General features: G+C 71.1%; 24 protein-coding genes. 10 read left to right on the forward strand and 14 right to left on the reverse strand.

The window, feature by feature from the left end:
* Nucleotides 1-21: 21 nt before the first annotated feature.
* Genes ACFYXH_RS02260 through deoC form a run of 3 tightly spaced genes read right to left on the reverse strand, consistent with a single transcriptional unit; the run spans nt 22 to nt 3,301 of the window.
* The gene (locus tag ACFYXH_RS02260; protein ID WP_362694111.1) at nt 22-909 is read right to left on the reverse strand and encodes an aldehyde dehydrogenase family protein; all 888 of its coding nucleotides are present in this window, start codon (nt 907-909) and stop codon (nt 22-24) included.
* A complete protein-coding gene (locus ACFYXH_RS02265) occupies nt 902-2,347 on the reverse strand; it encodes an aldehyde dehydrogenase family protein (protein WP_389559854.1) in 1,446 nt (481 codons plus the stop codon). The genes ACFYXH_RS02260 and ACFYXH_RS02265 overlap by 8 nt, the downstream gene beginning before the upstream one ends.
* A 6-nt stretch (nt 2,348-2,353) precedes the next feature.
* The gene (gene deoC, locus ACFYXH_RS02270) at nt 2,354-3,301 is read right to left on the reverse strand and encodes a deoxyribose-phosphate aldolase (RefSeq protein WP_389560631.1); all 948 of its coding nucleotides are present in this window, start codon (nt 3,299-3,301) and stop codon (nt 2,354-2,356) included.
* A 158-nt stretch (nt 3,302-3,459) separates the two neighbouring features.
* Between deoC and ACFYXH_RS02275 the strand changes: the two genes are divergently transcribed.
* A complete protein-coding gene (locus tag ACFYXH_RS02275) occupies nt 3,460-4,095 on the forward strand; it encodes a PH domain-containing protein (RefSeq protein ID WP_389559856.1) in 636 nt (211 codons plus the stop codon).
* A 158-nt stretch (nt 4,096-4,253) separates the two neighbouring features.
* On the opposite strand, the gene ACFYXH_RS02280 is transcribed toward ACFYXH_RS02275, so the two are convergent.
* The 4 genes from ACFYXH_RS02280 to ACFYXH_RS02295 all read right to left on the reverse strand — a co-directional run bounded on the left by ACFYXH_RS02280 (nt 4,254) and on the right by ACFYXH_RS02295 (nt 9,053).
* Nucleotides 4,254-5,450 (reverse strand): hypothetical protein, encoded by a 1,197-nt coding sequence (locus ACFYXH_RS02280; protein WP_389559858.1) that lies wholly within the window; start codon nt 5,448-5,450, stop codon nt 4,254-4,256.
* A 156-nt stretch (nt 5,451-5,606) separates the two neighbouring features.
* Nucleotides 5,607-7,271, reverse strand: coding sequence for a phospho-sugar mutase (locus ACFYXH_RS02285; RefSeq protein WP_389559860.1), 1,665 nt, complete (start codon nt 7,269-7,271; stop codon nt 5,607-5,609).
* Between the two features lie 401 nt (nt 7,272-7,672).
* The gene (locus ACFYXH_RS02290) at nt 7,673-8,503 is read right to left on the reverse strand and encodes a purine-nucleoside phosphorylase (RefSeq protein WP_389559862.1); all 831 of its coding nucleotides are present in this window, start codon (nt 8,501-8,503) and stop codon (nt 7,673-7,675) included.
* Nucleotides 8,504-8,615: 112 nt separating this feature from the next.
* Complete coding sequence (locus tag ACFYXH_RS02295) at nt 8,616-9,053, reverse strand: gamma-glutamylcyclotransferase (RefSeq protein ID WP_327325688.1); 438 nt, start codon at nt 9,051-9,053, stop codon at nt 8,616-8,618.
* Nucleotides 9,054-9,256: 203 nt separating this feature from the next.
* Between ACFYXH_RS02295 and ACFYXH_RS02300 the strand changes: the two genes are divergently transcribed.
* Together ACFYXH_RS02300 and ACFYXH_RS02305 are read left to right on the forward strand one after the other, a co-directional pair.
* Nucleotides 9,257-10,696, forward strand: a complete 1,440-nt coding sequence (locus tag ACFYXH_RS02300) for an NAD(P)H-quinone dehydrogenase (RefSeq protein ID WP_389559864.1) — start codon at nt 9,257-9,259, stop codon at nt 10,694-10,696.
* Between the two features lie 176 nt (nt 10,697-10,872).
* Complete coding sequence (locus ACFYXH_RS02305; protein ID WP_389559866.1) at nt 10,873-11,829, forward strand: DeoR/GlpR family DNA-binding transcription regulator; 957 nt, start codon at nt 10,873-10,875, stop codon at nt 11,827-11,829.
* A gap of 203 nt (nt 11,830-12,032) precedes the next feature.
* Here the strand turns inward: ACFYXH_RS02305 and ACFYXH_RS02310 are convergent, their stop codons facing one another.
* Nucleotides 12,033-12,668 carry a TetR/AcrR family transcriptional regulator gene (locus ACFYXH_RS02310; protein ID WP_389559868.1) on the reverse strand — a complete coding sequence of 212 codons (636 nt, stop codon included), beginning with the start codon at nt 12,666-12,668 and terminating at the stop codon, nt 12,033-12,035.
* A 121-nt stretch (nt 12,669-12,789) separates the two neighbouring features.
* On the opposite strand from ACFYXH_RS02310, the gene ACFYXH_RS02315 reads away from it, so the two are divergent.
* The gene (locus ACFYXH_RS02315; RefSeq protein WP_389559870.1) at nt 12,790-14,244 is read left to right on the forward strand and encodes an MFS transporter; all 1,455 of its coding nucleotides are present in this window, start codon (nt 12,790-12,792) and stop codon (nt 14,242-14,244) included.
* 65 nt (nt 14,245-14,309) lie between these two features.
* Here the strand turns inward: ACFYXH_RS02315 and ACFYXH_RS02320 are convergent, their stop codons facing one another.
* Nucleotides 14,310-16,061, reverse strand: a complete 1,752-nt coding sequence (locus tag ACFYXH_RS02320; RefSeq protein WP_389559872.1) for an acetyl/propionyl/methylcrotonyl-CoA carboxylase subunit alpha — start codon at nt 16,059-16,061, stop codon at nt 14,310-14,312.
* 356 nt (nt 16,062-16,417) lie between these two features.
* Here ACFYXH_RS02320 and ACFYXH_RS02325 point away from each other — a divergent pair, with 356 nt between their 5' ends.
* Nucleotides 16,418-16,882, forward strand: a complete 465-nt coding sequence (locus ACFYXH_RS02325; RefSeq protein ID WP_389559874.1) for a hypothetical protein — start codon at nt 16,418-16,420, stop codon at nt 16,880-16,882.
* An 84-nt stretch (nt 16,883-16,966) separates the two neighbouring features.
* On the opposite strand, the gene ACFYXH_RS02330 is transcribed toward ACFYXH_RS02325, so the two are convergent.
* From ACFYXH_RS02330 to ACFYXH_RS02345, 4 genes are all read right to left on the reverse strand, one after another.
* Nucleotides 16,967-17,578, reverse strand: coding sequence for a Maf family protein (locus tag ACFYXH_RS02330; RefSeq protein WP_389559876.1), 612 nt, complete (start codon nt 17,576-17,578; stop codon nt 16,967-16,969).
* Between the two features lie 20 nt (nt 17,579-17,598).
* Nucleotides 17,599-17,727, reverse strand: a complete 129-nt coding sequence (gene mmpB, locus ACFYXH_RS02335) for a morphogenic membrane protein MmpB (RefSeq protein WP_326652175.1) — start codon at nt 17,725-17,727, stop codon at nt 17,599-17,601.
* 278 nt (nt 17,728-18,005) lie between these two features.
* Complete coding sequence (locus ACFYXH_RS02340) at nt 18,006-18,212, reverse strand: acyl-CoA carboxylase epsilon subunit (protein WP_327328471.1); 207 nt, start codon at nt 18,210-18,212, stop codon at nt 18,006-18,008.
* Between the two features lie 21 nt (nt 18,213-18,233).
* Nucleotides 18,234-19,814, reverse strand: coding sequence for an acyl-CoA carboxylase subunit beta (locus ACFYXH_RS02345; protein WP_389559879.1), 1,581 nt, complete (start codon nt 19,812-19,814; stop codon nt 18,234-18,236).
* A 114-nt stretch (nt 19,815-19,928) separates the two neighbouring features.
* Between ACFYXH_RS02345 and ACFYXH_RS02350 the strand changes: the two genes are divergently transcribed.
* The 5 genes from ACFYXH_RS02350 to hutH all read left to right on the forward strand — a co-directional run bounded on the left by ACFYXH_RS02350 (nt 19,929) and on the right by hutH (nt 26,050).
* On the forward strand, nt 19,929-20,786 hold the full coding sequence (locus ACFYXH_RS02350; protein ID WP_389559880.1) for a biotin--[acetyl-CoA-carboxylase] ligase: 858 nt from the start codon (nt 19,929-19,931) through the stop codon (nt 20,784-20,786).
* A gap of 130 nt (nt 20,787-20,916) precedes the next feature.
* Nucleotides 20,917-22,242 (forward strand): adenylate/guanylate cyclase domain-containing protein, encoded by a 1,326-nt coding sequence (locus ACFYXH_RS02355; protein ID WP_389559882.1) that lies wholly within the window; start codon nt 20,917-20,919, stop codon nt 22,240-22,242.
* Nucleotides 22,243-22,361: 119 nt separating this feature from the next.
* Nucleotides 22,362-23,162 (forward strand): enoyl-CoA hydratase-related protein, encoded by an 801-nt coding sequence (locus tag ACFYXH_RS02360; protein WP_362694071.1) that lies wholly within the window; start codon nt 22,362-22,364, stop codon nt 23,160-23,162.
* A 59-nt stretch (nt 23,163-23,221) separates the two neighbouring features.
* Nucleotides 23,222-24,421 carry a diguanylate cyclase domain-containing protein gene (locus tag ACFYXH_RS02365; RefSeq protein ID WP_389559884.1) on the forward strand — a complete coding sequence of 400 codons (1,200 nt, stop codon included), beginning with the start codon at nt 23,222-23,224 and terminating at the stop codon, nt 24,419-24,421.
* Nucleotides 24,422-24,508: 87 nt separating this feature from the next.
* Entirely contained in the window at nt 24,509-26,050 is a 1,542-nt protein-coding gene (hutH, locus tag ACFYXH_RS02370; RefSeq protein WP_362694120.1) for a histidine ammonia-lyase, read from the forward strand.
* A gap of 58 nt (nt 26,051-26,108) precedes the next feature.
* On the opposite strand, the gene ACFYXH_RS02375 is transcribed toward hutH, so the two are convergent.
* Nucleotides 26,109-26,381, reverse strand: coding sequence for a hypothetical protein (locus ACFYXH_RS02375; RefSeq protein WP_389559886.1), 273 nt, complete (start codon nt 26,379-26,381; stop codon nt 26,109-26,111).
* Between the last annotated feature and the right edge of the window lie 11 nt (nt 26,382-26,392).

The following is a 26,392-nucleotide window of genomic DNA, read 5'->3' on the forward strand; positions in this document are numbered from 1 at the left end:
TCGGCCATGGGAGGGGTCGGGTCAGTACGCCGAACCGGACGCGCCGAGCGAGCCCGTCGGGTGCCAGACCGTCTTCGTCTCCAGGAAGGCCGTCAGCCGGTGCGTGCCCGGATCGGCCGAGAAATCCACAGGCTGTGGACGGAGAACGCGCTTGAGGTTGTCCGCCGCCGCGATCTCCAGCTCCTTCGCGAGGACTTCACCGGCCCCGGTCAGGTCGATCGCGTTGACGTCCTGGTGTGCGGCGAGCGGGGTCGCGATCTCCTCGGTCCGGCCGGAGAGGACGTTGACCACGCCGCCCGGGAGGTCCGAAGTGGCCAGCACCTCGCCGAGCGAGAGCGCGGGGAGCGGGGCCTTCTCGCTCGCCACCACGATCGCGGTGTTGCCCGTCGCGATCACCGGGGCGACTACCGAGACCAGGCCCAGGAAGGACGACTCCTGCGGCGCGACGATGGTCACGACGCCCGTCGGCTCCGGCGTCGAGAGGTTGAAGAACGGGCCGGCGACCGGGTTCGCCCCGCCCACGATCTGGCCGATCTTGTCCGTCCAGCCCGCGTACCAGACCCAGCGGTCGATCGCCGCGTCGACGACGGCCGCGGCCTTGGACTTGGACAGGCCCTCGGCGGCAGCGACCTCGGCGGTGAACTGCTCGCGCCGGCCCTCCAGCATCTCCGCGATGCGGTAGAGGATCTGGCCCCGGTTGTACGCGGTCGCGCCCGACCAGCCGCCGAACGCCTTGCGGGCCGCGACGACCGCGTCACGCGCGTCCTTGCGGGACGAGAGAGGCGCGTTGGCCAGCCACTTGCCCTTGGAGTCCGTCACCTCGTACACCCGGCCGCTCTCGCTCCGGGGGAACTTGCCCCCGACGTACAGCTTGTAGGTCTTGAAGACGCTCAGTCGCCCGTCAGACATCGAGGTAGGCCTCCAGACCGTGACGGCCGCCCTCGCGGCCGAAGCCCGACTCCTTGTAACCGCCGAACGGCGAGGTCGGGTCGAACTTGTTGAAGGTGTTGGCCCACACCACACCCGCGCGGAGCTTGCTCGCCACCGCCAGGATGCGGGAGCCCTTCTCCGTCCAGATGCCGGCCGACAGGCCGTACTGGCTGTTGTTGGCCTTGGCGACCGCCTCGTCCGGCGTACGGAACGACAGCACGGACAGCACCGGGCCGAAGATCTCGTCGCGGGCGATCGTGTGCGCCTGCGTGACGCCGGTGAAGAGCGTCGGAGCGAACCAGTAGCCGGAGTTCGGCAGCTCGCAGGGCGCGGACCAGCGCTCGGCGCCCTCCGCCTCGCCCTTCTCGGTCAGCGCCGTGATCCGGGCCAGCTGCTCCGCGGAGTTGATCGCGCCGATGTCGGTGTTCTTGTCCAGCGGGTCGCCGAGGCGCAGCGTGGACAGCCGGCGCTTGAGGGAGTCGAGCAGCTCGTCCTGGATCGACTCCTGGACCAGCAGGCGTGAGCCCGCGCAGCAGACCTGGCCCTGGTTGAAGAAGATGCCGCCGACGATGCCCTCGACGGCCTGGTCGATCGGGGCGTCGTCGAAGACGATGTTCGCGCCCTTGCCGCCCAGCTCCAGGGTGACCTTCTTGTCGGTGCCGGCGATCTGGCGGGCGATCGCCTTGCCGACGGCGGTCGAGCCGGTGAAGGCGACCTTGTTGACGTCGGGGTGCGCGACGAGCGCGGCGCCCGTCTCTCCGTAACCCGGCAGGATGTTGACGACACCCTTCGGCAGGCCCGCCTGGCGGCAGATGTCCGCGAAGAAGAGGGCGGAGAGAGGGGTCGTCTCGGCGGGCTTCAGGACGACCGTGTTGCCCGCCGCGAGCGCCGGGGCGATCTTCCACGCGAGCATGAGGAGCGGGAAGTTCCAGGGGATGACCTGGCCCGCGACGCCGAGTGGCTGCGGGTTCGCGCCGTAGCCGGCGTGGCCGAGCTTGTCGGCCCAGCCCGCGTAGTAGAAGAAGTGCGCGGCGACCAGCGGCAGGTCCGCGTCGCGGGTCTCCTTGATCGGCTTGCCGTTGTCGAGCGTCTCCAGGACGGCCAGCTCGCGCGAGCGCTCCTGGATGATCCGCGCGATACGGAACAGGTACTTGGACCGCTCCGAGCCGGGCAGCGCCGACCACTTCTCGAACGCCTTGCGGGCCGCCTTCACGGCGCGGTCCACGTCCTCGGCGCCGGCCTGGGCGACCTCGGCAAGCACCTCCTCGGTGCTCGGCGAGACGGTCTTGAAGACCTTGCCGTCCGCGGCGTCGGTGAACTCGCCGTCGATGAAGAGGCCGTACGACGGTGCGATGTCGACGATCGACCGCGACTCGGGCGCGGGCGCGTACTCAAAAATCTGCTTGTCCATGGTCATGGGGTCTCAGTCCACCGTCACGTAGTCGGGGCCGGAGTAGCGGCCGGTGGCCAGCTTCTGACGCTGCATCAGCAGGTCGTTGAGCAGGCTCGAGGCGCCGAAGCGGAACCAGTGGTTGTCCAGCCAGTCCGCACCGGCGGTCTCGTTGACCAGCACCAGGAACTTGATCGCGTCCTTGCTGGTACGGATGCCGCCCGCAGGCTTCACGCCGACCTGCACTCCAGTCTGCTCCCGGAAGTCGCGCACGGCCTCCAGCATCAGCAGGGTGTTCGCCGGGGTGGCGTTCACCGCCACCTTGCCGGTCGAGGTCTTGATGAAGTCCGCGCCGGCGATCATGCCGAGCCAGGAGGCGCGGCGGATGTTGTCGTACGTGGAGAGCTCGCCGGTCTCGAAGATGACCTTCAGCCGGGCGGCGCCCGCGGCCTCCTTCACGGCGAGGATCTCCTCGTAGACCTTCAGGTAACGGCCGGAGAGGAAGGCTCCCCGGTCGATCACCATGTCGATCTCGTCGGCTCCGGCGGCGACGGCGTCACGGGTGTCCGCGAGCTTCACGTCGAGCGCGGCGCGGCCGGCCGGGAAGGCGGTGGCGACGGAGGCGACCTTGACGCCGGAGCCCCGCAGGGCCTCCTTGGCGATGGCTGCCATATCGGGATAGACGCAGACCGCGGCGGTCGTCGGGGTCGTACGGTCGGTGGGATCGGGATGGACGGCCTTGGCGGCGAGCGACCGGACCTTGCCCGGGGTGTCCGCACCCTCGAGCGTCGTCAGGTCGATCATCGAGATGGCCAGGTCAATGGCGAACGCCTTGGCCGTGGCCTTGATCGAACGCGTGCCGAGCCCTGCGGCGCGGGCCTCCAGGCCGACGGCGTCGACGCCGGGCAGGCCGTGGAGGTAGCGGCGCAGTGTGCTGTCGGACGCGGTCACGTCAGCGAATGCGGGTGGGGTGCTGGGCATGGTCACCAGATGAGCATATCTACGCGCGTAGCGACCTGTACAGGGGGCCAGGTCAGCGGCCGCTCGGTGGTGGCTTCGCGGCGGGCACGACCAGTACGGGAAGTGTGGCACGACCCGTACGGGAAGTGCCGCCGCAGGCGTACGGCAGAATCGGAGGCATGAGTAGCCCGCAGCAGCCCGCCGAGCCCACGTACGCCGACCGGGTCTTCCGGTCGCCCGCCGGTATGGGGGGCGGGGTGTTGCTGCTCGCGCTCATCGCCTGGATCGCCGTGGACGCGCTCATCCGCGGCGAAGGCCGGACGCCGTGGCTCGCGCTCGCCGGTGCGCTGCTGGCGGTGCCGCTCATCGTCGCGTTCACGCTGCGGCCCGCGGTCTTCGTCAACGAGGACCGGGTGCGTATCAGGAATCCGTTCCGGACGATCACCCTGCCGTGGGCGGCCGTCGCCGATGTGCGCGCCGGGTACTCCAGCGAGATCTTCACGCAGGAGGGTACGAAGTACCAGCTCTGGGCCATCCCCGTCTCGCTGCGCCAGCGCAAGCGGGTCTCGCGCCGGCAGATGCAGAACGCCCACGACGATCCGCACGGCCGGACCTCCGTGTCGGCCGACGTCAACGACTCCCAGGCGCGGCTGGCTCCCGCCGACCGGACGGTCGCGGATCTGCGCGAGCTGGCCGAGCGCAATGCGTCGCGGCCGGGTGCGCAGGGCGAGCCGCAGGTCCGCTGGGCGTACGAGGTGGTGGCGCCGGCCGTGGCCGGGGCCGTGCTGCTCGCGGTGCTGCTGGCCATCGGCTGAGGCCCCTGAGCTTCTGAGCCCCCTGCGGCCCCCGAGCCTCTGAGCGCCCTGAGCACCTGAGGGGCCTTTGAGCCCTGGGCCCTGGGCCCTGGGACCCAAGGTGCCACCCGGGGCCGCGCAGCGCCTCCGAGGCACTGACGCACGGGTGACCGCGACGATCAGGGCGGGCCCTTCCACACCAGCAGCATGTACGCCCCCAGCCACGCCGACGACAGCGTCGACGTGCCCAGCACCACCGCGGCCACCGCTGTCCGCCGTGTCCTGGCCAGCGCCAGCGCGATCGGCAGCAGCAGCGGGAAGCCCGGCAGCAGAAAGCGGGTGCGCGGGAAGTAGACCCCGCCGCTGCCCAGGACGACCAGCAGCAGCACCCCCGTGAAGACGAGCAGCGCCGGCGGCTGCCGGTCGGCCAGACAGAGCAGATACAGCCCGACCGACACGATCAGCATCAACGACACGATCACCAGGAACAGCTGAGGACGCGTCATGTACACCAGGTACTGCCGCAGCCGCAGCAGCGTTGTCGCGCCGCCGTCCCACTCGTTGCGCCACAGCTTCTGTACGGCGAAGTAGCCGTCGGGCCGCCCCACGCGGAACCCCACCCATGCGACATACGCCAGCCACCCCAGCGGCGCGACCAGCGCTCCCACGAGCGCCCGCCGGTTCCCGCGGCAGGACGGAAGCAGCGCGGCCACCGACACGGCCGCCGCGACCGCGATGCCCGTCGGCCGGGTCAGCCCGGCGAGCGAGGCGAGCGAAGCCGCCCAGAGCCAGCGCCCGGTGAGCACCGCGTACAGCGCCCAGGCCGCGAGCGCCGTGAACATCGACTCCGTGTAGCCCATCCACTGGACGATCGCTACGGGCAGCACACCCCACAGCACGGTGAGCACGGTGCCCGTCCGCCGCCCGTACAGCCGGTCGCCCACCGCGAAGATGCCCCACGCTGCGACGAACGAGAACGCGATCGCGAGGACGAGCGCGACGGTGGCGCGCGAGCCGGGTGTGACACCGGCGACGGCTTTGATCAGGACCGGATAGAGCGGGAAGAAGGCCAGGTTGTTGGCGTTGAACTGGGTGCCGAGGGCGTCGGCGTACCCATGGTCGGCGATGCCCAGGTACCAGCCGGAGTCCCAGGACGTGGCGAGCGTCGGCCAGACACCGTGGTGCTTGAGATGCACCCACCTGGCGAGGACCAGAAGACCGCACAGCCGCACCGCGAGATAGCCGAGCAGCGCGGGCGCGGCCCGCCGCAGCGCGCGCCGCAGCCGGTCCCGTACGCCGGTCGCGTCACCGCCTCCCGGGGCCGGTGGCCGGCGGGAGGCGGGGACGGTGGGCCGAACGGTCGCGGCGGGGGACACAGCGGCAGCTCCTGGAACTCGGTATGCGCTACCGGGTCACCCTTTCCCGGAGGGTCCCAGGGAGCGGGTGCCACTGCCTCAACTCCGTACGAGATTCACCCGTGCGGACGGTCGAGGGCCGGCGTGCCGACGGTCGTAGGGGCAGCCGGCCGACGGTCAGATCCCCGCGGCCGCGGCGAGATCCCGCTTGATCCCGGCGAGGACCTCCGCGGCCCGCTCCCGCGCGGTGACAAGCTCCGACGCGTCCGCGACCGGCACCACGACCTCCAGGTAGCACTTGAGCTTGGGCTCGGTGCCGCTCGGGCGGACGATGACGCGGGCCGTGAACTCGCCGTCGAGGTAGTAGCGCAGCCCGTCCGTGGGCGGCAGCTTGTCCGTACCGCGGTTCAGGTCCTCGGCGGTGACGACCTGCAGCCCGGCGAGCACGGCCGGCGGCTGCTCGCGCAGCGCCCGCATCGCGTTCGCGATGATGCTCAGGTCCTCGACCCGCACCGACAGCTGGTCGGTGGCGTGCAGACCGTGCTCGACGGCGAGGTCGTCGAGCAGATCAGTGAGCGTACGGCCCTGCTCCTTCAGCTCCGAGGCCAGCTCGGCGACGAGCAGCGCGGCGGTGATGCCGTCCTTGTCGCGTACGCCTTCGGGGTCGACGCAGTAGCCGAGCGCCTCCTCGTAGCCGTACCGCAGACCGTCCACGCGGGCGATCCACTTGAAGCCGGTCAGCGTCTCCTCGTACGGCAGCCCCGCGGCCTCCGCGATCCGTCCCAGCAGGGACGAGGACACGATCGACTCGGCGAAGGCGCTGTTCCTGTCCCGCGGAGACACTCCCTTGTGGACGAGGTGCGCGCCGAGCAGCGCGCCGACCTCGTCGCCGCGGAGCATGCGCCAGCCGCCGGGCGCGGCGTCGTCGGGAACGGCCACGGCGCACCGGTCCGCGTCGGGGTCGTTGGCGATAACGATGTCCGGCCGGTCCCGGCGCGCGGTCTCGAAGGCGAGATCCATCGCCCCCGGCTCCTCCGGATTGGGGAACGCGACGGTCGGGAAGGCCGGGTCGGGCTCGGCCTGCTCCTGTACGAGGGTGGGCGCGGGGAAGCCCGCGCGGTCGAAGGCGGCGGTCAGTACGTCCTTGCCGACGCCGTGCATGGCCGTGTAGACGACGCGGGCGGTGCGGGGGGAGCCGGCGGTGAAGATGGCGTCCGTACGCGCCAGATAGGCGTCCAGGACCTCGTCGCCGAGGGTGTCCCAGCCGCTCTCGGCGCGAGGCACATCGTCGAGACTCGCCACGGCCGCGATCTCCGAGGCGATCTCCGCGTCGGCGGGCGGCACGATCTGGGAGCCGTCGCCGAGGTAGACCTTGTAGCCGTTGTCGCGCGGCGGGTTGTGGCTGGCGGTGACCTCGACGCCGGCGACGGCGCCCAACTGCCTTATGGCGAAGGCGAGTACGGGCGTCGGCAGCGGGCGCGGCAGCACGGCGGCGCGGAGCCCGGCGCCGACCATGACGGCGGCGGTGTCGCGCGCGAAGTCGGCGGACTTGTAGCGGGCGTCGTATCCGATGACGACGAGCCCGTCACCCTGCCCCTTCGCCCTGAGATACGAGGCGAGCCCGGCGGCGGCCCGGATGACGACGGCCCGGTTCATCCGCATGGGCCCGGCTCCGAGCTCCCCACGCAGCCCGGCCGTCCCGAACTGCAGCGTCCCGCTGAACCGCACGGCGAGCTCGTCGAGGTCCTGGGCCTCGATGAGCTTCCTGAGCTCGTCCCGGGTCTCACTGTCCGGGTCCTCCGCCAGCCACGCGCTGGCCCGCGCGATGAGGTCCTGCTGCACGGTTGGTCCGCCTCTCGTGTGTAATCCGTCGCCCCCATTATTTCGGGGGGCCGCCCCCGTCCCCTGCGGCGCCGCAGCGCCGTGGGGCTGTCCTGTACCCGCGATCCACGGCACCGAAGCGGCACGGTTCCCCCATGCGGGAGCACGGGAGCATCCGGCGCGCCCGGGCGGGCCGGCCGGTTCGGGGGACATGGGTTCCGGAGAACCCTGCCCTGCGGCCCGTAAGCCGCCGCCCCGCCGATGCCGTGGTCGTTGTCCGGCCCGCTGGCCACGGTCCCCGCCTTGTCGCGTGAAGCAGCCCCCGCCGACACGCCGCGCGAAGTCGCCGCGGCGTCCGGGGGCGTGGGAGTGTCCCGCCCACCCGCACATCAGGCGGGTGGGCGGGACAAGCCCCTCTCCGCTCAGATGCGGTCGAGCACCCGGGTCAGCAGCTCGCCCATCCGCGCCGCCGAGTCCCGGCCCGCCTGGAGTACTTCCTCGTGGTTCAGCGGCTCGCCTGACAGGCCCGCCGCCAGGTTCGTGACCAGCGAGATGCCGAGCACCTCCGCGCCCGCCTCGCGCGCCGCGATCGCCTCGAGGACCGTCGACATGCCGACCAGGTCACCGCCGAGCACGCGGACCATGTTGATCTCCGCCGGCGTCTCGTAGTGCGGGCCGGGGAACTGGACGTAGACGCCCTCCTCCAGGGAGGCGTCGACCTCCTTGCACAGCGCCCGCAGCCGCGGCGAGTACAGGTCCGTCAGGTCCACGAAGTTCGCGCCGATGATCGGCGACGTCGCCGTCAGGTTGATGTGGTCGCTGATCAGCACCGGCTGGCCGGGGCGCATGCCCTCGCGCAGGCCGCCGCAGCCGTTCGTCAGGATGACCGTCTTGCAGCCCGCTGCCACCGCCGTACGCACTCCGTGCGCCACCGCCGCGACCCCGCGGCCCTCGTAGTAGTGGGTCCGGCCGAGGAAGACCAGCGCCCGCTTCTCGCCGATCCTGTACGAACGGATCTTGCCGCCGTGGCCCTCGACCGCCGGCGGCGGGAAGCCGGGCAGTTCGGTGACCGGGAATTCGGCCTCGGGCGCGCCGAGGGCGTCAACGGCCGGCGCCCAGCCGGAGCCCATCACCAGGGCTACGTCGTGCGTCTCGGCGCCGGTCAGCTCGCGCAGCCGCGCGGCTGCTGCGTCGGCTGCGGCATGGGGGTCGGCGGTAGCGCCGTTGAGGTCCGGATTCACAGATGCGTTCACGCCGACGAGGGTAGCCGGTCATTCCCTACGCGCGTAGATGATGCAGCTCACGGTCTTCGGATCGTTGTCTTGTCGTTTCCGACAAATGAACGTGCGAACCATTGCCCACGCGCTAGCAGGGTCGCTTGCGCAGCTCCATCACATAGTCGTGCGGCGCGCCCGCCGAATCCGCCGCGTCCGCCAGCTCCCCCAGATACCGCGCCGACGGCAGCCCGCCCTCGTACCCGTTCAGCACGTACACCCAGGCCGGCTCCTCGCCGTCCAGCGTGTCGACACGGACCCGCATCCGCCGGTAGATGTCGAGCCCGACACCCTCCCAGCGGTCCATGGAGTCCTCGTCCATGGGCGCGATGTCGTACAGCGCGACGAAGACCTGCGAGCGCGGCGCCTCCACGATCGTGGCCAGCGCGCCCTCCCAGCCCATCTGCTCGCCGCCGAAGGTCAGCCGGTGGCCGTTGAGCCAGCCGGTCCCGCGCAGCGGGGAGTGCGGTGCGCGGCGGGACATCAGCCGCGCGTCGAGGTTGCCGGCGTACGCGGCGTAGAGCGACATGGGATCGAGGGTACGGGAGGGGGCGGAGAGGCTGCTCATGCGGCGGAACCGCACACGGTTGCGGCCGTACGGAGACCCGGGGGCGAAGCCACTTGAACCGTGCGGGACAATGGGGTACGTACTGCATTCCCCCGGGGCACCCCCGGGACCCCCGGTCGGGCGGGCAGGCGGGCCGGGATTGACAATGCGAGGCGGACTTTTTCGTGACCCGGATCGTGATCATCGGTGGCGGACCCGGCGGTTATGAGGCTGCCCTGGTGGGCGCCCAGCTCGGCGCGGAGGTGACCGTCGTCGACTGCGACGGTCTGGGCGGAGCGTCGGTGCTGACCGACTGCGTACCGTCGAAGACTCTGATCGCGACGGCCGAGGTGATGACGACCTTCGACTCCTCCTACGAGGAGCTGGGCATCATCGTGGCCGACGACACACCGCACATCGAGCAGGCCGCCCGGGTCGTCGGCGTCGACCTCGGCAAGGTCAACCGACGGGTGAAGCGGCTCGCCCTCGCCCAGTCCCACGACATCACCGCCTCCGTCACCCGGGCCGGCGCGCGCGTGCTGCGCGGCCGCGGCCGGCTCTCCGGGCGCCAGGCCGTGGACGGCTCCCGCCAGGTGATCGTGCGCGCCGCGGACGGCAGCGAGGAGACGCTGACCGCCGACGCCGTACTGATCGCGACCGGCGGCCACCCGCGCGAGATCCCGGACGCCCTCCCCGACGGGGAGCGCATTCTCAACTGGACGCAGGTGTACGACCTGGACGAGCTCCCCGAGGAGCTCATCGTGGTCGGCTCCGGCGTCACCGGTGCCGAGTTCGCCGGCGCGTACCAGGCGCTCGGCTCCCGGGTCACCCTCGTCTCCTCCCGCGACCGCGTGCTGCCGGGCGAGGACCCGGACGCCGCCGCCGTCCTCGAGGACGTCTTCCGCCGACGCGGCATGAACGTCATGGCCCGCTCCCGCGCCGAGGCCGCCAAGCGCGTCGGCGACCGCGTCGAGGTCACCCTCTCCGACGGCCGCGTCATCTCCGGTACGCACTGTCTGATGGCGGTCGGCGCGATCCCGAACTCCGCGGGCATGGGCCTGGAGGAGGCCGGCGTACGGCTCAAGGACTCGGGCCACATCTGGACCGACAAGGTCTCCCGCACCAGCGCTCCCGGCGTGTACGCGGCCGGAGACGTCACCGGCGTCTTCGCGCTCGCCTCGGTCGCGGCCATGCAGGGCCGCATCGCGATGTACCACTTCCTGGGCGACGCGGTGCAGCCGCTGAACCTGAAGACCGTCTCGTCGAACGTCTTCACCGACCCGGAGATCGCGACGGTCGGCTACAGCCAGGCCGACGTGGACGCCGGCAAGATCGACGCCCGGGTGGTCAAGCTGCCGCTGCTGCGCAACCCGCGCGCGAAGATGCAGGGCATCCGGGACGGCTTCGTCAAGATCTTCTGCCGTCCGGGTACCGGAATCGTGGTCGGCGGTGTGGTCGTCTCACCGCGCGCGAGCGAGCTGATCCATCCCATCTCGATCGCGGTCGACAACAATCTGACGGTGGAACAGATCGCAAACGCTTTCACTGTGTACCCGTCTCTGTCGGGGTCGATCGCCGAGGTGGCGCGGCAGTTGCACACCCGCAAGGTGACCGGCGAGGCGTGATGCGGGCGTAAAGAGGCGCGATCCGGGCGTAAATCCCAAGAGCCCCGGGCACTCCACGCACCGACCGATCAACTTCGTGGCCGCCAATACCACTTGGCGGCCACGTGTGTGCGCAACTTCTATTATTCGGCGCATAGTGCTGAAAACTATCGGCCGGTCAGGTTACTGTCAGTTTCGTGTTCGCTGCAGAACGTCGCCAATTGATCCTCGAAATGGTGCGCGCCAACGGGGCCGTGTCGCTCCGTGAGCTCGCCCGTGTTGTCCAGACCTCCGAAGTGACCGTACGGCGGGACGTGCGGGCACTGGAGGCAGAAGGACTCCTCGACCGCCGGCACGGCGGTGCGGTACTGCCGGGTGGCCTCACGCGGGAGTCCGGCTTTCCGCAGAAATCCCTGTCCGCGACCGCGGAGAAGACGGCCATCGCCGATCTTGCCGCGGGCCTCGTCGAAGAGGGCGAGGCGGTTGTGGTCGGCGCGGGGACGACGACGCAGGAGCTGGCCCGCCGGCTCGCGCGCGTCCCCGGACTGACCGTTGTCACGAATTCCCTGCTGGTCGCCCAGGCGCTGGCGCATGCCAACCGGGTCGAAGTCGTCATGACCGGCGGAACGCTGCGCGGCTCGAACTACGCGCTGGTGGGCAGCGGGGCGGAGCAGTCCCTGCAGGGGCTGCGGGTCTCCCGGGCCTTCCTCTCCGGCAGCGGTCTCACCGCCGAGCGGGGGCTCTCCACGTCCAACATGCTGTCGGCGAGCGTCGACCGGGCACTGGTGCAGGCCGCGGCGGAGGTGGTGGTCCTCGCGGACCACACCAAACTCGGCACCGACACGATGTTCCAGACGGTGCCGACGGATGTGATCACGCGGCTGGTCACCGACGAGCCGCCGACGCATGACGACCGCGCGGCGACCGAGCTGCAGGCGCTGGCGGACCAGGGGGTCCAGATCGCGGTGGCCGGCGCGGGAGCCGGCTCCGGCGGTGACGGCGTCCCGACGGGGCGGCAGCCTCGCCGGGACGTCCCGCTTCCGGGCCAGCGGCGTACGCGTGGCGGGCCGGGGCCGCAGTTGCGCAGCGCGGCGCTGCCGGCGGAGCCGCCGGGCGAACGGGCAGCAAGGGTGGCGGACCTCCGCCGCCGCTGAGGGGCTTTGCGGGGTGCGGGCGGGGGGCCGGTGCGGGTTGCCCGCGCGCCCCGCGGTTCTTCCCCCCGATCACTCGGCTCCGCAGGATGCGGGGCCCATCACGCCGCGCAGTCGGCGCCCTGGGGCCAGGGCTTGCCCCGGATTCGGGAAGGACGGGTAGGGGAGAGGCCCCCCGCGCGGCGGCCCCCCACTGCGGCCCCCGCTCAGGTCGTGTCCGGCTTCAGGCCCCGCAGCGTCAGCATCAGCAGCCGGTCCGCCAACTCCGGGTCGTCCGGATCCTGTTCCGCCGCCAGGGCGATCGCGTTCGTCAGCTGCATCAGGTCGCCGATCGATACGTCCGCCCGCACCGCACCGCCCTGCTGCGCCCGCACCAGCAGCCGTTCCCCCGCGTCGCGCATCGGCACGCTGCACTCCGACAGCGCCGAACTCTGGTCGTGCGAGGCCGACATCAGCGCCCGCGCCAGACCGCGGTACTCACCCGCATGAGTGATGATGGCGCGCAGCCACTCCACCAGTGCTCCGCACGGCTGTTCGGCCGAAGCCAGTTCGCGTGAGCGCTGCAGCAGCGACGCCAGCGCCTCCTGGAAGACCGCGCTCATCATCGCGTGGCGGTTGGGGAAGTGCCGGTACAGCGTGCCGATACCCACGCCCGAGCGGCGTGCGATCTCCTCGAGGGAGGCGTCGGTGCCGTGCTCCGCAAAGGCGGTACGGGCTTCGGCCAGCAGTCGTTCGTAGTTGCGGCGCGCGTCGGCTCGCATCGGTCGCGGTGAGCCCGTCGCCGTGCCAGTCGTACCAGGCGTGCCAGTCGCACCAGCCGTGCCCGCCGTACTTGTCGCCATCGCGCCGTCCTCCCTGAGTCCGCCCCGATGTCCAGGATGCCATTGCGAAATCGGAGGTGCCCTCCGTATCTTAAGCGGAGGATACCTCCGTATATTGTCGTCCCCTGGAGGCACTGCCGCCATGTCCAAAGCCGGGCCCAGCACCAGCAATGCAAGCGCCAGCCCCAGCACACGTCCCGACGCAGGCCCCCACCCCGGCCGTCATCGGCCCGCCCTCGCCCTCACGCTCATCCTCAGCTGCCAGATGATGCTGATGCTCGACGCGACCGTCGTGAACATCGCCCTGCCCGACATCGGCGGAGAACTCGGCTTCAGCTCCGCCGGACTGTCCTGGGTGCTCAACGCCTACACCCTCGCCTTCGGCGGACTGCTCCTCATCGGCGGCCGGATCGGCGACCTCATCGGCCGCCGCCGCGCCCTCACCGTCGGCGTACTCGCCTTCACCGCCGCCTCGCTCCTCGGCGGCCTCGTCGACAGCGGTGGCTGGCTGCTCTTCGCCCGTGCCGCGCAGGGCGCCGCCGCCGCGCTCACCGCGCCCTCCACGCTCGCCCTGGTCGCCACCACCTTCGGCGAAGGGCGGGAACGCGAGCGCGCGCTCAGCCTGTTCACCGGAATGGCCGCCGCCGGCTCCGCGATCGGCATGATCCTCGGCGGCATCCTCACCGAGGCCGGCTCCTGGCGCTGGACCCTCTTCATCAACGTGCCCGTCGGCCTCACCGTCGCCGCGCTCATCCCGCTCGGTATCGCCGAGACCGAACGCCACCGCGCCCGCTTCGACTTCCCCGGCGCGCTCTCCGGCACCGCCGGTGTGACCGCCCTCGTCTACGCCTTCATCCGCGCCGCCGACCACGGCTGGCGCGACGCCCAGGTCGGCTGGGCGTTCGTCACCGCCGCCGTACTGCTGCCGGCCTTCCTGCTCGTGGAGCGTCAGGTGCGGCAGCCCGTCGTGCCCCTCGAGCTCTTCGCCGTACGCAACCGGGTCATCGCCTACGCCGCCATGCTGCTGGTGCCCGCCGCCATGTTCGGTGTCTTCTACTTCGACACCCAGTACTTCCAGTTCGTCCGCCACTACAGTCCGCTGCGCGCCGGGCTCGCCTTCCTGCCGCTCGCTGTGGGCATCTTCGCCGCGTCCACGTCCGCCGGAAAGCTGCTCGCCCGCCACGGCCTGAAGAAGGTCGCAGGGACCGGGCTCGCCCTCGCGGTCGCCGGTGTGCTGTGGCAGTCCACGCTCTCCACCGGCGGCGGCTACTGGACGACGCTCTTCGTTCCGCTCGTGGTCAACGGCTTCGGCGTCGGCCTGGTCTTCATGCCGCTCAGCGTCCTCATCCTCACCGGCATCCGTCCCGACCAGGCGGGCGCTGCCTCCGGTCTGATGCAGACCATGCAGCAGGTCGGCGGCGCGCTCGGTCTCTCCGCGCTGGTCACGGTGTACGGAAGCGCGGCACGCGGCGCGGGCGGCTCAGGGCCGGACGCGATGGTGGAGGGCTTCTCCGCGGGCCTGCTGGCGGCCGCGGCCTTCATGGCGGTCGCGTTCGTCCTGCTCCTGGTGTCGCGGACAGCCGCCGACAGCACCTGAACACACGTGTGGGGCCTGCCCGTTGACACTTGGGCAGGCCCCACACGTACACATACGGCAGGACGTCAGTCCTTGATCTCGCAGATCGTCGCGCCGGAGGTCAGCGAGGCGCCGACCTCGGCCGAGAGGCCCTTGATGGTGCCGGAGCGGTGCGCGTTCAGCGGCTGCTCCATCTTCATCGCCTCGAGTACGACGACGAGGTCGCCCTCCGTGACCTCCTGGCCCTCCTCGACCGCGACCTTGACGATCGTGCCCTGCATCGGGGAGGAGAGAGTGTCGCCGGAGGCCGCCGGGCCCGACTTCTTCGCGGCGCGCCGCTTGGGCTTGGCGCCCGCGGCCAGACCGGTCCTGGCCAGCGTCATGCCCAGCGAGGACGGCAGCGAGACCTCGAGACGCTTGCCGCCGACCTCGACGACGATCGTCTCGCGACCGGCCTCGTCCTCGTCCGCGTCCGAAGGCACGGCGAAGGGCTTGATGTCATTCGCGAATTCGGTCTCGATCCAGCGGGTGTGGACCGTGAACGGGTCGGCGGTGAAGGCCGGGTCGGTGACGACCGCGCGGTGGAACGGGATGGCGGTGGCCATCCCCTCGACGGTGAACTCCTCCAGGGCACGCGCGGCGCGCTGCAGTGCCTGTTGGCGGGTGGCGCCGGTGATGATGAGCTTGGCCAGCAGGGAGTCCCAGGCCGGGCCGATGACGCTGCCGGACTCGACACCCGCGTCCAGACGGACACCGGGGCCGGTCGGCGGCGCGAACGTCGTGACCGTACCCGGGGCGGGGAGGAAGCCGCGGCCCGGGTCCTCGCCATTGATGCGGAACTCGAAGGAGTGGCCGCGCACGGCCGGGTCGCCGTAGCCGAGCTCCTCGCCGTCGGCGATGCGGAACATCTCGCGGACCAGGTCGATACCGGTGACCTCTTCGGTGACCGGGTGTTCCACCTGCAGACGCGTGTTGACCTCGAGGAAGGAGATGGTGCCATCGGTGCCGACGAGGAACTCGACGGTACCGGCGCCGACGTAACCGGCCTCCTTGAGGATGGCCTTGGACGCGGCGTACAGCTCCGCGTTCTGCTCCTTGGTCAGGAACGGCGCCGGGGCCTCCTCCACCAGCTTCTGGTGGCGGCGCTGCAGCGAGCAGTCACGCGTGGAGACGACGACGACATTGCCGTGGCTGTCGGCCAGGCACTGGGTCTCCACATGCCGCGGCTTGTCCAGGTACCGCTCGACGAAGCACTCGCCGCGGCCGAACGCGGCAACAGCCTCACGCACCGCCGAGTCGTACAGCTCCGGAACCTCTTCCAGAGTGCGGGCGACCTTCAGACCACGGCCGCCGCCGCCGAACGCGGCCTTGATCGCGATCGGCAGCCCGTGCTCCTCGGCGAACGCGACGACCTCGTCGGCACCGCTCACCGGGTCGGGCGTACCGGCGACCAGCGGCGCACCGGCACGCTGGGCGATGTGCCGGGCAGCGACCTTGTCACCCAGATCACGGATCGCCTGCGGCGGCGGCCCGATCCAGGTCAGACCCGCATCCAGCACGGCCTGGGCGAACTCGGCATTCTCCGAGAGGAAGCCGTACCCGGGGTGGATGGCGTCCGCCTCCGCATCCTTCGCGGCCTGCAGCACCTTGGCCATGTCCAGATAACTGGCGGCCGGGGTGTCACCGCCCAGGGCGAATGCTTCGTCGGCCGCGCGGACATGCAGAGCGTCCCGGTCCGGATCGGCGTAGACGGCTACGCTCGCGATCCCGGCGTCCCGGCAGGCGCGGGCAACGCGGACAGCGATTTCGCCACGGTTGGCGATGAGCACCTTGCGCACGATGGCTCCCTCCTTGAAACAAGCTGAGTTTAGGGACTACCGACACGGCCTTTCGACCCGTCCCCAATGGTGAGCTTGCCCACACGGAGCGTGATTCGAGGCTCGCGCAAGTCGCGAAATCCCTTGTCGCACCACGGTACGACGGGTTCCTCCCTCGCACAGTAGCCCTGTGGTGTGGCACAGGTCTCTGTTCGAGCGGTCAGCGCCGTATGGCGTTTCTTTGTTGAGTCCCTACGAATGGCCGAATGATTCTTTGCTGTGGGACCCAGCGTGCCGAGACCCTTGTCCCACGGTTTACCCGTTAGTAGCGTTCGTGATGTCGTACGTACTTCCGGTAACTGAGGGTTGGGGGCGCCGTGGCGCGCAGACCGGTGGCCGTCGTGGCCGCGATTGTTCTGCTGGTGGAGGCCGTCGGCATCGTGCTGATCAACGGCATCCTTGCCACCTTCGTCGACAAGCAGGACATGTCGCTCGCCGACCTGGACCCGGATGCGATGGTCACCGGGACCTGGGCGATGGGCGGCGTCTTCGGTCTGTTCCTGGCGGCGTGCGGTGTCGTCCTGCTGCTCACCGGCCTGCGGAACCGGGCACCAGGGCGCTTCGGCCGGATCCTGCTGATCAGCTGCGCGATCATGCACGGGGTGCTGGGCGCGCTGACGGTGGGCCTGGTGGGCTGGGACGCGTTCGCGTTCATGATGGTCGTGCTGGGGCTGATCGTGCTGACGCTGGTGGCGTACGGCAGGCGGGAGCAGGCGCCGGTGGAGGACACCCCGGCGCCGACGAACGGCGCGGCGCCCACGAACGGTCCTGCGCCGGCCTGAGGGCGACGCCGTCCTGGCCCGGGCCGTGTCCTCGCTCGGCAACGCCGTGCCGGCCAGGGCCGGTTCAGCGGAAGTGACCGAGTCTCATGCCCACAGGTCGGTGATGGAGTGGCCGAGCTCGCCCAGCAGCTTCCGCAGCAGCGGCAGCGAAAGACCGATGACATTGCCGTGGTCGCCGTCGATGCCCTCGATGAAGGGGGCCGAGCGGCCGTCCAGGGTGAAGGCACCCGCCACCTGGAGCGGTTCGCCGCTGGCGACGTAGCTGGCGATCTCGGCGTCGGTCGGGCGGCCGAAGCGCACGACGGTGGACGCGGTCCCCGAGGCATGGTGGCCGGTGGCGGTGTCGTAGACGCAGTGCCCGGTCTGCAGGGTGCCCACGCGGCCGCGCATCGACTTCCAGCGGGTGATGGCCTCCTCCGCGTCGGCGGGCTTGCCGAACGCCTGGCCGTCGAGATCGAGTACGGAGTCGCAGCCGATGACGAGCGCCCTGCTTCTGACCACATCGGCCTGGGCCGCCACGACGGATGCCTTGGCCTCCGCGAGTGCCAGCGCAAGCTCGGCCGGGGTGGGCGCGGATACGGCGTCCTCGTCGACACCGCTGACGATCACCTCGGGGGCGAGTCCGGCCTGGCGCAGCAGATTGAGGCGGGCAGGGGAGGCGGAGGCGAGGACGAGACGGCGACGCTGATCGGTCATGGGGTCATCGTAGGCGGCGATCAGTGGAGACCGACCACGAACATCGCAAGCACCATGGCCAGTGCCAGCACAAAGCCCACGCGGCGCATCATGGCCTGCATCTCGCGCAGTTCTTCGGGGGGTTCGTTCTCCGGGTCGGACCACAGCATGCAACCGATCCTGCTCCCGGGGCCCGGGCGGCGCCTGAGTACGAGTACTCAACCGCCGGGGTGACAACGGGCTAATTCCAGGTGCCGACCCCCGGCCTGGGCCCGGTAAACGGGCCTGCTGTTCCATTAGGCCGTTACGGCCAACGGCGCGTCCGTCGAGCAGGGCTCCGTACGCCACGGCCGAGGGGCTCGGGTCCTGTGACTGGACCCGAGCCCCCGGAACAAGCCTCGCCGGCGACTGAGGCGCGGCGTCCGGGGCGGCGCCCCAGGTGCTCGGCCTACACCGGCCAGTAGGTGCGCGCCCAGGCCCGCGGCCCCGGCTGCGGCCTCCGGCTCCGCCCGATGCGCGCCGGGTCCGACCACTGCTCCGGCAGCAGCGGTGCCCCGTCCGCGGCGGAGACCGTCGCCGCGGCGCGCGCCTGAACCACCGCCAGTGCGGCGGCCAGCTCCTCCGGGGTCGGGTTTCCTCGTACGACCTTGATCATCGTCAAGTCCCTTCCTGGGGGCTAGAGGGGGATGTTGCCGTGCTTCTTCGGAGGCAGGTTTTCCCGCTTCGTACGCAGCTGACGCAGGCCCTTCACTATCTGCGCCCGCGTCTCCGACGGCATGATCACCGCGTCGATGTAGCCGCGCTCAGCCGCCGTGTACGGGTTGAGCAGCGTGTCCTCGTACTCCTGGATCAGCTGCGCCCGGGTCGCCTCCTGGTCCTCGGCGGCCGCGATGGTGCGGCGGTGCAGGATGTTCACCGCTCCCTGCGCGCCCATCACCGCGATCTGCGAGGTCGGCCACGCCACATTCAGGTCGGCGCCCAGGTGCTTGGAGCCCATGACGTCGTACGCCCCGCCGAACGCCTTCCGCGTGATCACCGTGATCAGCGGGACCGTCGCCTCCGCGTAGGCGTAGATCAGCTTCGCGCCGCGCCGGATGATGCCGCCGTACTCCTGGTCCACGCCGGGCAGGAAGCCGGGCACGTCCACGAACGTGATCACCGGGACGTTGAAGGCGTCACAGGTGCGGACGAAGCGCGCGGCCTTCTCGGAGGCGTTGATGTCGAGGCATCCGGCGAACTGCATCGGCTGGTTGGCGACTATGCCGACCGGGAGGCCCTCCACCCGTCCGAAGCCGGTGATGATGTTCGGCGCGAACATCGCCTGCGTCTCCAGGAACTCCCCGTCGTCCAGCACATGCTCGATGACCGTGTGCATGTCGTACGGCTGGTTCGCGGAGTCCGGGATCAGGGTGTCGAGCTCGCGGTCCTCGTCGTTCGTCTCCAGGTCGGCCTCGTCGGGGAAGGCCGGCGGCTCGGAGAGGTTGTTGGACGGCAGGTACGACAGCAGCGACTTGACGTACTCGATGGCGTCCTTCTCGTCACCCGCCATGTGGTGCGCGACGCCCGAGGTGGTGTTGTGCGTACGGGCTCCGCCCAGCTCCTCGAAGCCGACGTCCTCACCGGTGACCGTCTTGATGACGTCGGGTCCGGTGATGAACATGTGGGAGGTCTGGTCGACCATCACCGTGAAGTCGGTGATGGCCGGAGAGTAGACGGCTCCGCCCGCGCACGGTCCGACGACCAGCGAGATCTGCGGGATCACGCCGGAGGCGTGGGTGTTGCGGCGGAAGATCTCGCCGTACATGCCCAGTGCGCTGACGCCCTCCTGGATACGGGCGCCGCCGGAGTCGTTGATGCCGATGACCGGACAGCCGGTCTTCAGGGCGAAGTCCATGACCTTGATGATCTTCTGGCCGTAGACCTCGCCGAGCGCGCCGCCGAAGACCGTGAAGTCCTGCGAGAAGACGGCGACCGGACGGCCGTCGACCGTGCCGTAGCCGGTGACCACGCCGTCGCCGTACGGGCGGGTCTGCTCAAGGCCGAAGTTCGTGGAGCGGTGCCGGGCGAACTCGTCGAGCTCTACGAACGATCCCTCGTCCAGCAGCAGATCAACCCGCTCACGGGCCGTCAACTTGCCCTTCGCGTGCTGCTTTTCCACCGCGCGCGCGGAGCCCGCATGCGTCGCCTCGTCAATGCGGCGCTGCAGATCCGCGAGCTTTCCCGCGGTGGTGTGGATGTCAATCTCGGACTCCGACATCGGGATGCGGCTCCCTGTCCTGGTCAACGTCAACCGGAATGGCTACTGACACGTAGCGTATCGGCGCGCATGGCGCTCGGCAGTGCGGCGTTTGCCACACCTAACCTGGCTTGCATGACGCCTCAGAATGCGCCCGAGAGCCGCTGGTCCGACCTCGACCGGCCCCCGCTGAACGTCCCCGCGCTGCGCCGCGCCCTACTGGTACCGGGCGGGCTGTGGACCTCGCTCGACATCGTGCCCGAGACCGGCTCCACCAATTCCGACCTGGCGGCACGGGCCGCGTCCCTGGAGGAGGGGGCGGTGCTGGTCGCCGAGGAGCAGACGGCGGGCCGCGGGCGGCTCGACCGGTCCTGGACGTCGCCGGCCCGCTCCGGGCTGTTCTTCTCCGTACTGCTGCGGCCCGGACCGGAGGTGCCGGTGGAGCGCTGGGGCTGGCTGCCGCTGCTCGCCGGAGTCGCCTCGGCGACCGGCCTCGCCCGGGCCGCCGGAGTCGACATGTCGCTCAAATGGCCTAACGACCTGCTGGTAAAGGTCGGCGGCGAGGAGCGCAAGACCGGCGGGATCCTCGCGGAGCGTGCGGGCGACGACGCGGTGGTGGTCGGCATCGGCCTCAATGTGACGCTGCGCGCGGACGAGCTCCCGGTGCCGACAGCGGGGTCGCTCGCCCTGGCGGACGCGATCTCCACCGACCGCGACCCGCTGCTGCGGGCCCTGCTGCGCTCGCTGGAGCAGTGGTACGGGGACTGGCGCGCGGCGGGCGGCGACCCGGCCCGCTCCGGGCTCCAGGCGGCGTACACGGCGGGCTGCGCGACGCTGGGGCGCACCGTACGGGCCGAGCTGCCGGGTGACCGGTCGGTCACCGGCGAGGCGGTCGCCCTCGACGGTGACGGCCGTCTGGTGCTGACCACGGAGGGTGGCGGGCGGCAGTCGATCAGTGCGGGTGACATCGTGCACCTGCGGTCGGCCGACTGATCTGGGGCGAACCCGGGTGAGTCTCGATCGCGGACCGGGACGTGAGCTAGGGCACACCTGTCGTATCGTTGAGGCGATCGAGCGACAGATCGGCAGGGCAGTGCCGCAGGGAACGGGCAGGAGGCGGCTGGTGACAGTCGACGACACCACTTCCGGCGCGGGCGCGCAGCCCCCGTCGGACTCCTCGTCCGGCGCGGCCGCTTCGTCCGGTTCTGCGTCCGGCTCCTCGCCCGGTTCTCCGTCCGCGGATTCGTCCGCGGAGTCATCCAACGGATCGGCCGGGCCCTCTGAGTCTGCCGACTCGTCCGGCCCTTCCGGGTCTTCCGGGTCTTCAGGGGCGGCCGCTTCGTCCTCCTCGGTGCATCCGACCCCGCACCACGAGGTCGATCACACCGCGGAGCCGACGGACGACCCTCTCGCCATCCGTCTGGAGCAGCTGATCCTCGGCGCCGACCGGCGCTACACGCCCTTCCAGGCGGCCCGTACCGCAGGCGTCTCCATGGATCTCGCCTCCCGCTTCTGGCGGGCCATGGGTTTCGCCGACATCGGGCAGGCGAAGGCGCTGACCGAGGCGGACGTACTGGCCCTGCGGCGGCTCGCCGGTCTGGTCGAGGCGGGCCTGCTGAGCGAGCCGATGGCAGTCCAGGTGGCCCGCTCGACCGGCCAGACCACCGCCCGGCTGGCGGAATGGCAGATCGATTCTTTCCTGGAGGGCCTCACCGAGCCGCCCGAGCCGGGCATGACCCGTACCGAGGTCACATATCCGCTGGTCGAGCTGCTGCTGCCCGAGCTGGAGGAATTCCTGGTGTACGTGTGGCGGCGACAGCTCGCCGCGGCCACCGGGCGCGTGGTCCAGGCCGCGGACGACGAGGAGATGGTCGACCGCCGGCTGGCGGTCGGCTTCGCGGACCTGGTCGGCTTCACCCGGCTGACGCGGCGGCTGGAGGAAGAGGAACTGGGCGAGCTGGTCGAGGCGTTCGAAACCACCTCGGCCGACCTGGTCGCCGCGCACGGCGGCCGATTGATCAAGACCCTCGGCGACGAGGTGCTCTACGCGGCGGACGACGCGGGTACGGCGGCGGAGATCGCGCTGCGCCTCATCGAAACGATGACGCACGACGAGACGATGCCGGCGCTGCGCGTCGGCATCGCTTTTGGCACGGTCACCACGCGGATGGGCGATGTGTTCGGCACGACGGTGAACCTGGCCAGCCGGCTGACCTCGATAGCGCCGAAGGACGCGGTGCTGGTGGACGGGGCGTTCGCGGAGGGGCTGGTACGCACCGGAGACGCGCCGGCCTCCGAGGCGGAGGCGGCGGAGGAGGCGGCAGCGGCGGAAAAGGAGGGCGAGGAACCCCCCTTGTACCGCTTCGCCCTCCAGCCGATGTGGCAACGCCCGGTGCGAGGCCTGGGCGTGGTGGAGCCGTGGCTGCTGTCACGGCGGACGAACTCCTGAGTCGTGGGGCCGGGGCCGCCCCCATCCCCCCGTTCATCGGGATCGCTGGGTGGGGGAGACCCCCGGCGCGGGGCGCGCCTATGATCCGGTGAACCGTCGTTAACCGGGAGGGTGCCGTCATGTCCGAGTCCGAGCAGCGGTTCGGGGAATTCGTCGTCGTGCGCAGGCACGAGCAAGCGCACGTCGCGGAGCTTGTGCTCGATCGGCCCAAGGCCATGAACGCCGTCTCCAGCGAGATGGCCCGGTCCATCGCCGCCGCTTGTGACGCCCTCGCCGCCGAGGCGGACGTACGCGTCACCGTGCTCACCTCCACCCACGAGCGCGCCTTCTGCGTCGGCGCCGATCTCAAGGAGCGGAACTCCTTCTCCGACGCCGAGTTGGTTCGGCAGCGGCCCACCTCCCGGGCCGCGTACACCGGGGTTCTCGAGCTGCCGATGCCCACCGTCGCCGCCGTGCACGGCTTCGCCCTCGGTGGCGGGTACGAGCTGGCGCTCGCCTGCGATGTGATCGTTGCCGACGCCACCGCCGTGGTCGGGCTGCCGGAGGTGTCCGTCGGCGTCATCCCCGGCGGCGGCGGGACCCAGCTGCTGCCGCGCCGCGTCGGTGCCGCGCGCGCCGCCGAGCTGGTGTTCACCGCGCGGCGCGTGGAGGCGGCCGAGGCGCGGGAGTTGGGGCTCGTCGACCAGTTGGCGGACGACGCCAGGACCGAGGCGCTCGCGCTCGCGGGGCGGATCGCCGCGAACTCTCCCGTTGGGCTGCGCGCCGCGAAGCGCGCGATGCGGCTCGGGCACGGGCTCGATCTGCGGGCCGGCCTGGAGGTGGAGGACGCGGCCTGGCGGTCCGTGGCCTTCTCCGGGGACCGGGCGGAGGGCGTCGCGGCCTTCAACGAGAAGCGGAAGCCGCAGTGGCCCGGCGAGTGACTGTTCCGACCACGGCCCACTCCGACTGATCAAACCGTCTCGAACCTCCCTAAGCTGGGATGATGGCTGAGGATCGACGGTTGCGGGCCGTGGTGGCGCTGGCGCAGGCAATGGCGGCCGCGCACACACCGCGCGAGTTCTGGCGCGCGGCCGCGCTCGGCGCGTGTCAGGCGCTGGCCGGCTCCTTCGCCGCCCTGTCGGTGTGGGAGCGCGAGCTCGGCCGGCTCAAGGTGCTCGTGAACGCCGGCGAACGGGCCGCAGGGGAGGAGGAGTTCCCCGAATCCGAGACGTACCCCGTCAATCGCTTCCCGGAGATCACCGAGTTTCTGCACGAGCAGTGGGCGGGCGGCGGTGAGCCCGACGCCTGGGTGGCGACGGCGGAAGGACCGCCGTCGGCCGCGAACGGCTACTGCCATCAGGGGGCACCTCCCGCGGACGAAGTCCTGTGGGGGAGGGTCGCGTCCCTGCGGCGGCGCGGTCGCGGCTGCTGTGTTGTCGCGCCGATCGTGCTGCGCGGCCGGGCCTGGGGCGAACTGTATGTGGCCAGGCCGCCGGGCGCGCCGGTGTTCGACCGCGACGACGCGGACTTCGCGACCGTCGTCGCCTCCGTCGTGGCCTCGGGCATCGCTCAGAACGAGCGGCTCGAGGAGGTCCGCAGGCTCGCCTTCACGGACCCGCTGACCGGTCTCGCCAACCGCCGCGCCGTCGACATAAGGCTCGACGAGGCGGTCGAGCGACACCGCACGGACGGCTCGGTCGTCAGCTTGGTGGTCTGCGACCTCAACGGCCTCAAGCGCGTGAACGACACCCACGGCCACGCCGTCGGCGACCGGCTGCTCGAGCGTTTCGGCTCGGTCCTCTCGCTCTGCGGGGCGATGCTGCCGGGCGCGCTGGCGGCACGGCTCGGCGGTGACGAGTTCTGTCTGGTCGCGGTCGGCCCGGCGGCGGACGAGGTGGTCCGGGTGGCTGACGAACTCTGCGTACGGGCAGGGGAGTTGGAGCTCGGTGAGGGTGTGGCCTGCGGTGTGGCCTCGACCGGTGATCCGATCGGCCAGGTCCGCTCGGCCCGCCGGCTGTTCCGGCTGGCGGACGCGGCCCAGTACCGCGCGAAGGCGGCCCTCTCCCCGAAGCCGGTGGTCGCCGGCCGTGACGGCACCGTGATGCGCCTGGCGGACACCCCGCCGCGTTCGCCGCACGAGCGCCGCCGCTTCCGTGGCGTACGACCCGAGGATGCGACGGAGCCCTGGAGCGAGCCCTGACACCGGGTGTCAGATTGCGGTAAGGGGTCATCCGGCCCGCCACTAGTGACAGGTTGCGATTCAGTCCGTACGCTCCTGAATATGGATATGCAAACAGTCGTGGTGGGGACGTCCGGTACCACCGCCGAAGACGTCATCGCCGTGGCCCGCGAGGGCGCCCGCATCGAGCTCTCCGCGGAGGCCGTCGCCGCCCTCGCCACCGCCCGCGGGATCGTGGACGCGCTCGCCGCCAAGCCCGAGCCGGTCTACGGGGTCTCCACCGGATTCGGCGCGCTCGCCAGCCGCCACATCAGCCCCGACCTCCGCGCCCAGCTGCAGCGCAACATCGTCCGCTCGCACGCCGCAGGCATGGGCCCGCGCGTCGAGCGCGAGGTCGTCCGCGCGCTGATGTTCCTCCGTCTGAAGACCGTGGCCTCCGGCTACACCGGCGTACGCCCCGAGGTCGCCCAGACCATGGTGGACGTACTGAACGCCGGCATCACGCCCGTCGTCCACGAGTACGGATCGCTCGGCTGCTCCGGCGACCTCGCCCCCCTCTCGCACTGCGCGCTGACGCTGATGGGCGAGGGCGACGCCGAGGGCCCCGACGGTCAGGTGCGGCCCGCTGGCGAGCTGCTCGCCGAGCACGGCATCACGCCCGTCGAACTCCGTGAGAAGGAGGGCCTGGCCCTCCTGAACGGCACCGACGGCATGCTCGGCATGCTGGTCATGGCCCTCGCCGACCTCCAGCGCCTCTACACCACCGCCGACATCACCGCCGCCCTCAGCCTCGAGGCGCTGCTCGGCACGGACAAGGTGCTCGCCCCCGAGCTGCACGCCATCCGCCCGCACCCGGGCCAGGGCGTCTCCGCCGCCAATATGAGCGCCGTGCTCAAGGACTCCGGGCTCACCGGGCACTTCCAGGAGGAGGAAGCGCCCCGAGTCCAGGACGCGTACTCCGTGCGCTGCGCGCCGCAGGTTGCCGGCGCCGGGCGGGACACCCTCGCGCACGCCCGTCTGGTCGCCGACCGCGAGCTCGCCTCGGCCGTCGACAACCCGATCGTGCTGCCCGACGGCCGTGTGGAGTCCAACGGCAACTTCCACGGCGCCCCGGTCGCGTATGTCCTCGACTTCCTCGCCATCGTCGCCGCCGACCTCGGCTCCATCGCCGAGCGCCGCACCGACCGGCTCCTCGACAAGAACCGCTCGCACGGTCTGCCGCCGTTCCTCGCCGACGACGCCGGCGTGGACTCGGGCCTGATGATCGCCCAGTACACGCAGGCCGCCCTGGTCAGCGAGATGAAGCGGCTTGCCGTCCCGGCATCCGCCGACTCCATCCCGTCATCGGCGATGCAGGAGGACCACGTCTCCATGGGCTGGTCGGCCGCGCGCAAGCTGCGCACCACCGTCGGCAACCTGAGCCGGATCCTCGCCGTCGAGCTCTACGCCGCGACCCGCGCCATCGAGCTGCGGCGCGGGCTGACCCCCGCGCCCGCCTCACAGGCCGCCATCGCGGCACTGCGCGCGGCAGGTGTCGAGGGCCCCGGTCCCGACCGCTTCCTCGCGCCCGACCTGGAGGCCGCCGACGCGTTCGTACGGGACGGAAAGCTCGTCGCGGCCGTGGAGCCGGTGACGGGTCCGCTGGCCTAGCAGCTCAGCAGCACGCAAGGACGGGCCGCTCCGCACACCGCGGGGCGGCCCCGCCCCGTCACATGTACAGGGCCCCGCGCCGGCGCACGGAGTACGTCACCAAGCCCGCGCCGATACCCAGGAAGGCAGCGCCGCCGACGAGATACGGGGTGGTGTCCACGGTGCCCGTGGCGGCCAGGGTCAACTGCTGTGACGACGCACTCGCGCCGGTCTGGTGTCTCTGCACCGCTTCCCGCTCGACACTGGCATTCGCCGAGGGAACGAACCACAGCGCACACAGCAGAGTCCCTGCGGCAGTGGCGGTAAGAAGCGGTCGACGTGCGACGGACACGGACTCGATCC

It is taken from the genome of Streptomyces sp. NPDC002730, assembly GCF_042888805.1.
Classification (GTDB): Bacteria; Actinomycetota; Actinomycetes; order Streptomycetales; family Streptomycetaceae; genus Streptomyces.

Coding starts and splice junctions, on each gene's coding strand:
- ACFYXH_RS02260 (WP_362694111.1), bottom strand. CDS start 909: ATGTCTGACGGGCGACTGAGCGTCTTCAAGACCTACAAGCTGTACGTC.
- ACFYXH_RS02265 (WP_389559854.1), bottom strand. CDS start 2,347: ATGACCATGGACAAGCAGATTTTTGAGTACGCGCCCGCGCCCGAGTCG.
- deoC (WP_389560631.1), bottom strand. CDS start 3,301: ATGCCCAGCACCCCACCCGCATTCGCTGACGTGACCGCGTCCGACAGC.
- ACFYXH_RS02275 (WP_389559856.1), top strand. CDS start 3,460: ATGAGTAGCCCGCAGCAGCCCGCCGAGCCCACGTACGCCGACCGGGTC.
- ACFYXH_RS02295 (WP_327325688.1), bottom strand. CDS start 9,053: ATGTCGCTCTACGCCGCGTACGCCGGCAACCTCGACGCGCGGCTGATG.
- ACFYXH_RS02310 (WP_389559868.1), bottom strand. CDS start 12,668: ATGGCGACAAGTACGGCGGGCACGGCTGGTGCGACTGGCACGCCTGGT.
- ACFYXH_RS02315 (WP_389559870.1), top strand. CDS start 12,790: ATGTCCAAAGCCGGGCCCAGCACCAGCAATGCAAGCGCCAGCCCCAGC.
- ACFYXH_RS02330 (WP_389559876.1), bottom strand. CDS start 17,578: ATGACCGATCAGCGTCGCCGTCTCGTCCTCGCCTCCGCCTCCCCTGCC.
- mmpB (WP_326652175.1), bottom strand. CDS start 17,727: ATGCTGTGGTCCGACCCGGAGAACGAACCCCCCGAAGAACTGCGCGAG.
- ACFYXH_RS02340 (WP_327328471.1), bottom strand. CDS start 18,212: ATGATCAAGGTCGTACGAGGAAACCCGACCCCGGAGGAGCTGGCCGCC.
- ACFYXH_RS02345 (WP_389559879.1), bottom strand. CDS start 19,814: ATGTCGGAGTCCGAGATTGACATCCACACCACCGCGGGAAAGCTCGCG.
- ACFYXH_RS02350 (WP_389559880.1), top strand. CDS start 19,929: ATGACGCCTCAGAATGCGCCCGAGAGCCGCTGGTCCGACCTCGACCGG.
- ACFYXH_RS02360 (WP_362694071.1), top strand. CDS start 22,362: ATGTCCGAGTCCGAGCAGCGGTTCGGGGAATTCGTCGTCGTGCGCAGG.
- ACFYXH_RS02365 (WP_389559884.1), top strand. CDS start 23,222: ATGATGGCTGAGGATCGACGGTTGCGGGCCGTGGTGGCGCTGGCGCAG.
- hutH (WP_362694120.1), top strand. CDS start 24,509: ATGCAAACAGTCGTGGTGGGGACGTCCGGTACCACCGCCGAAGACGTC.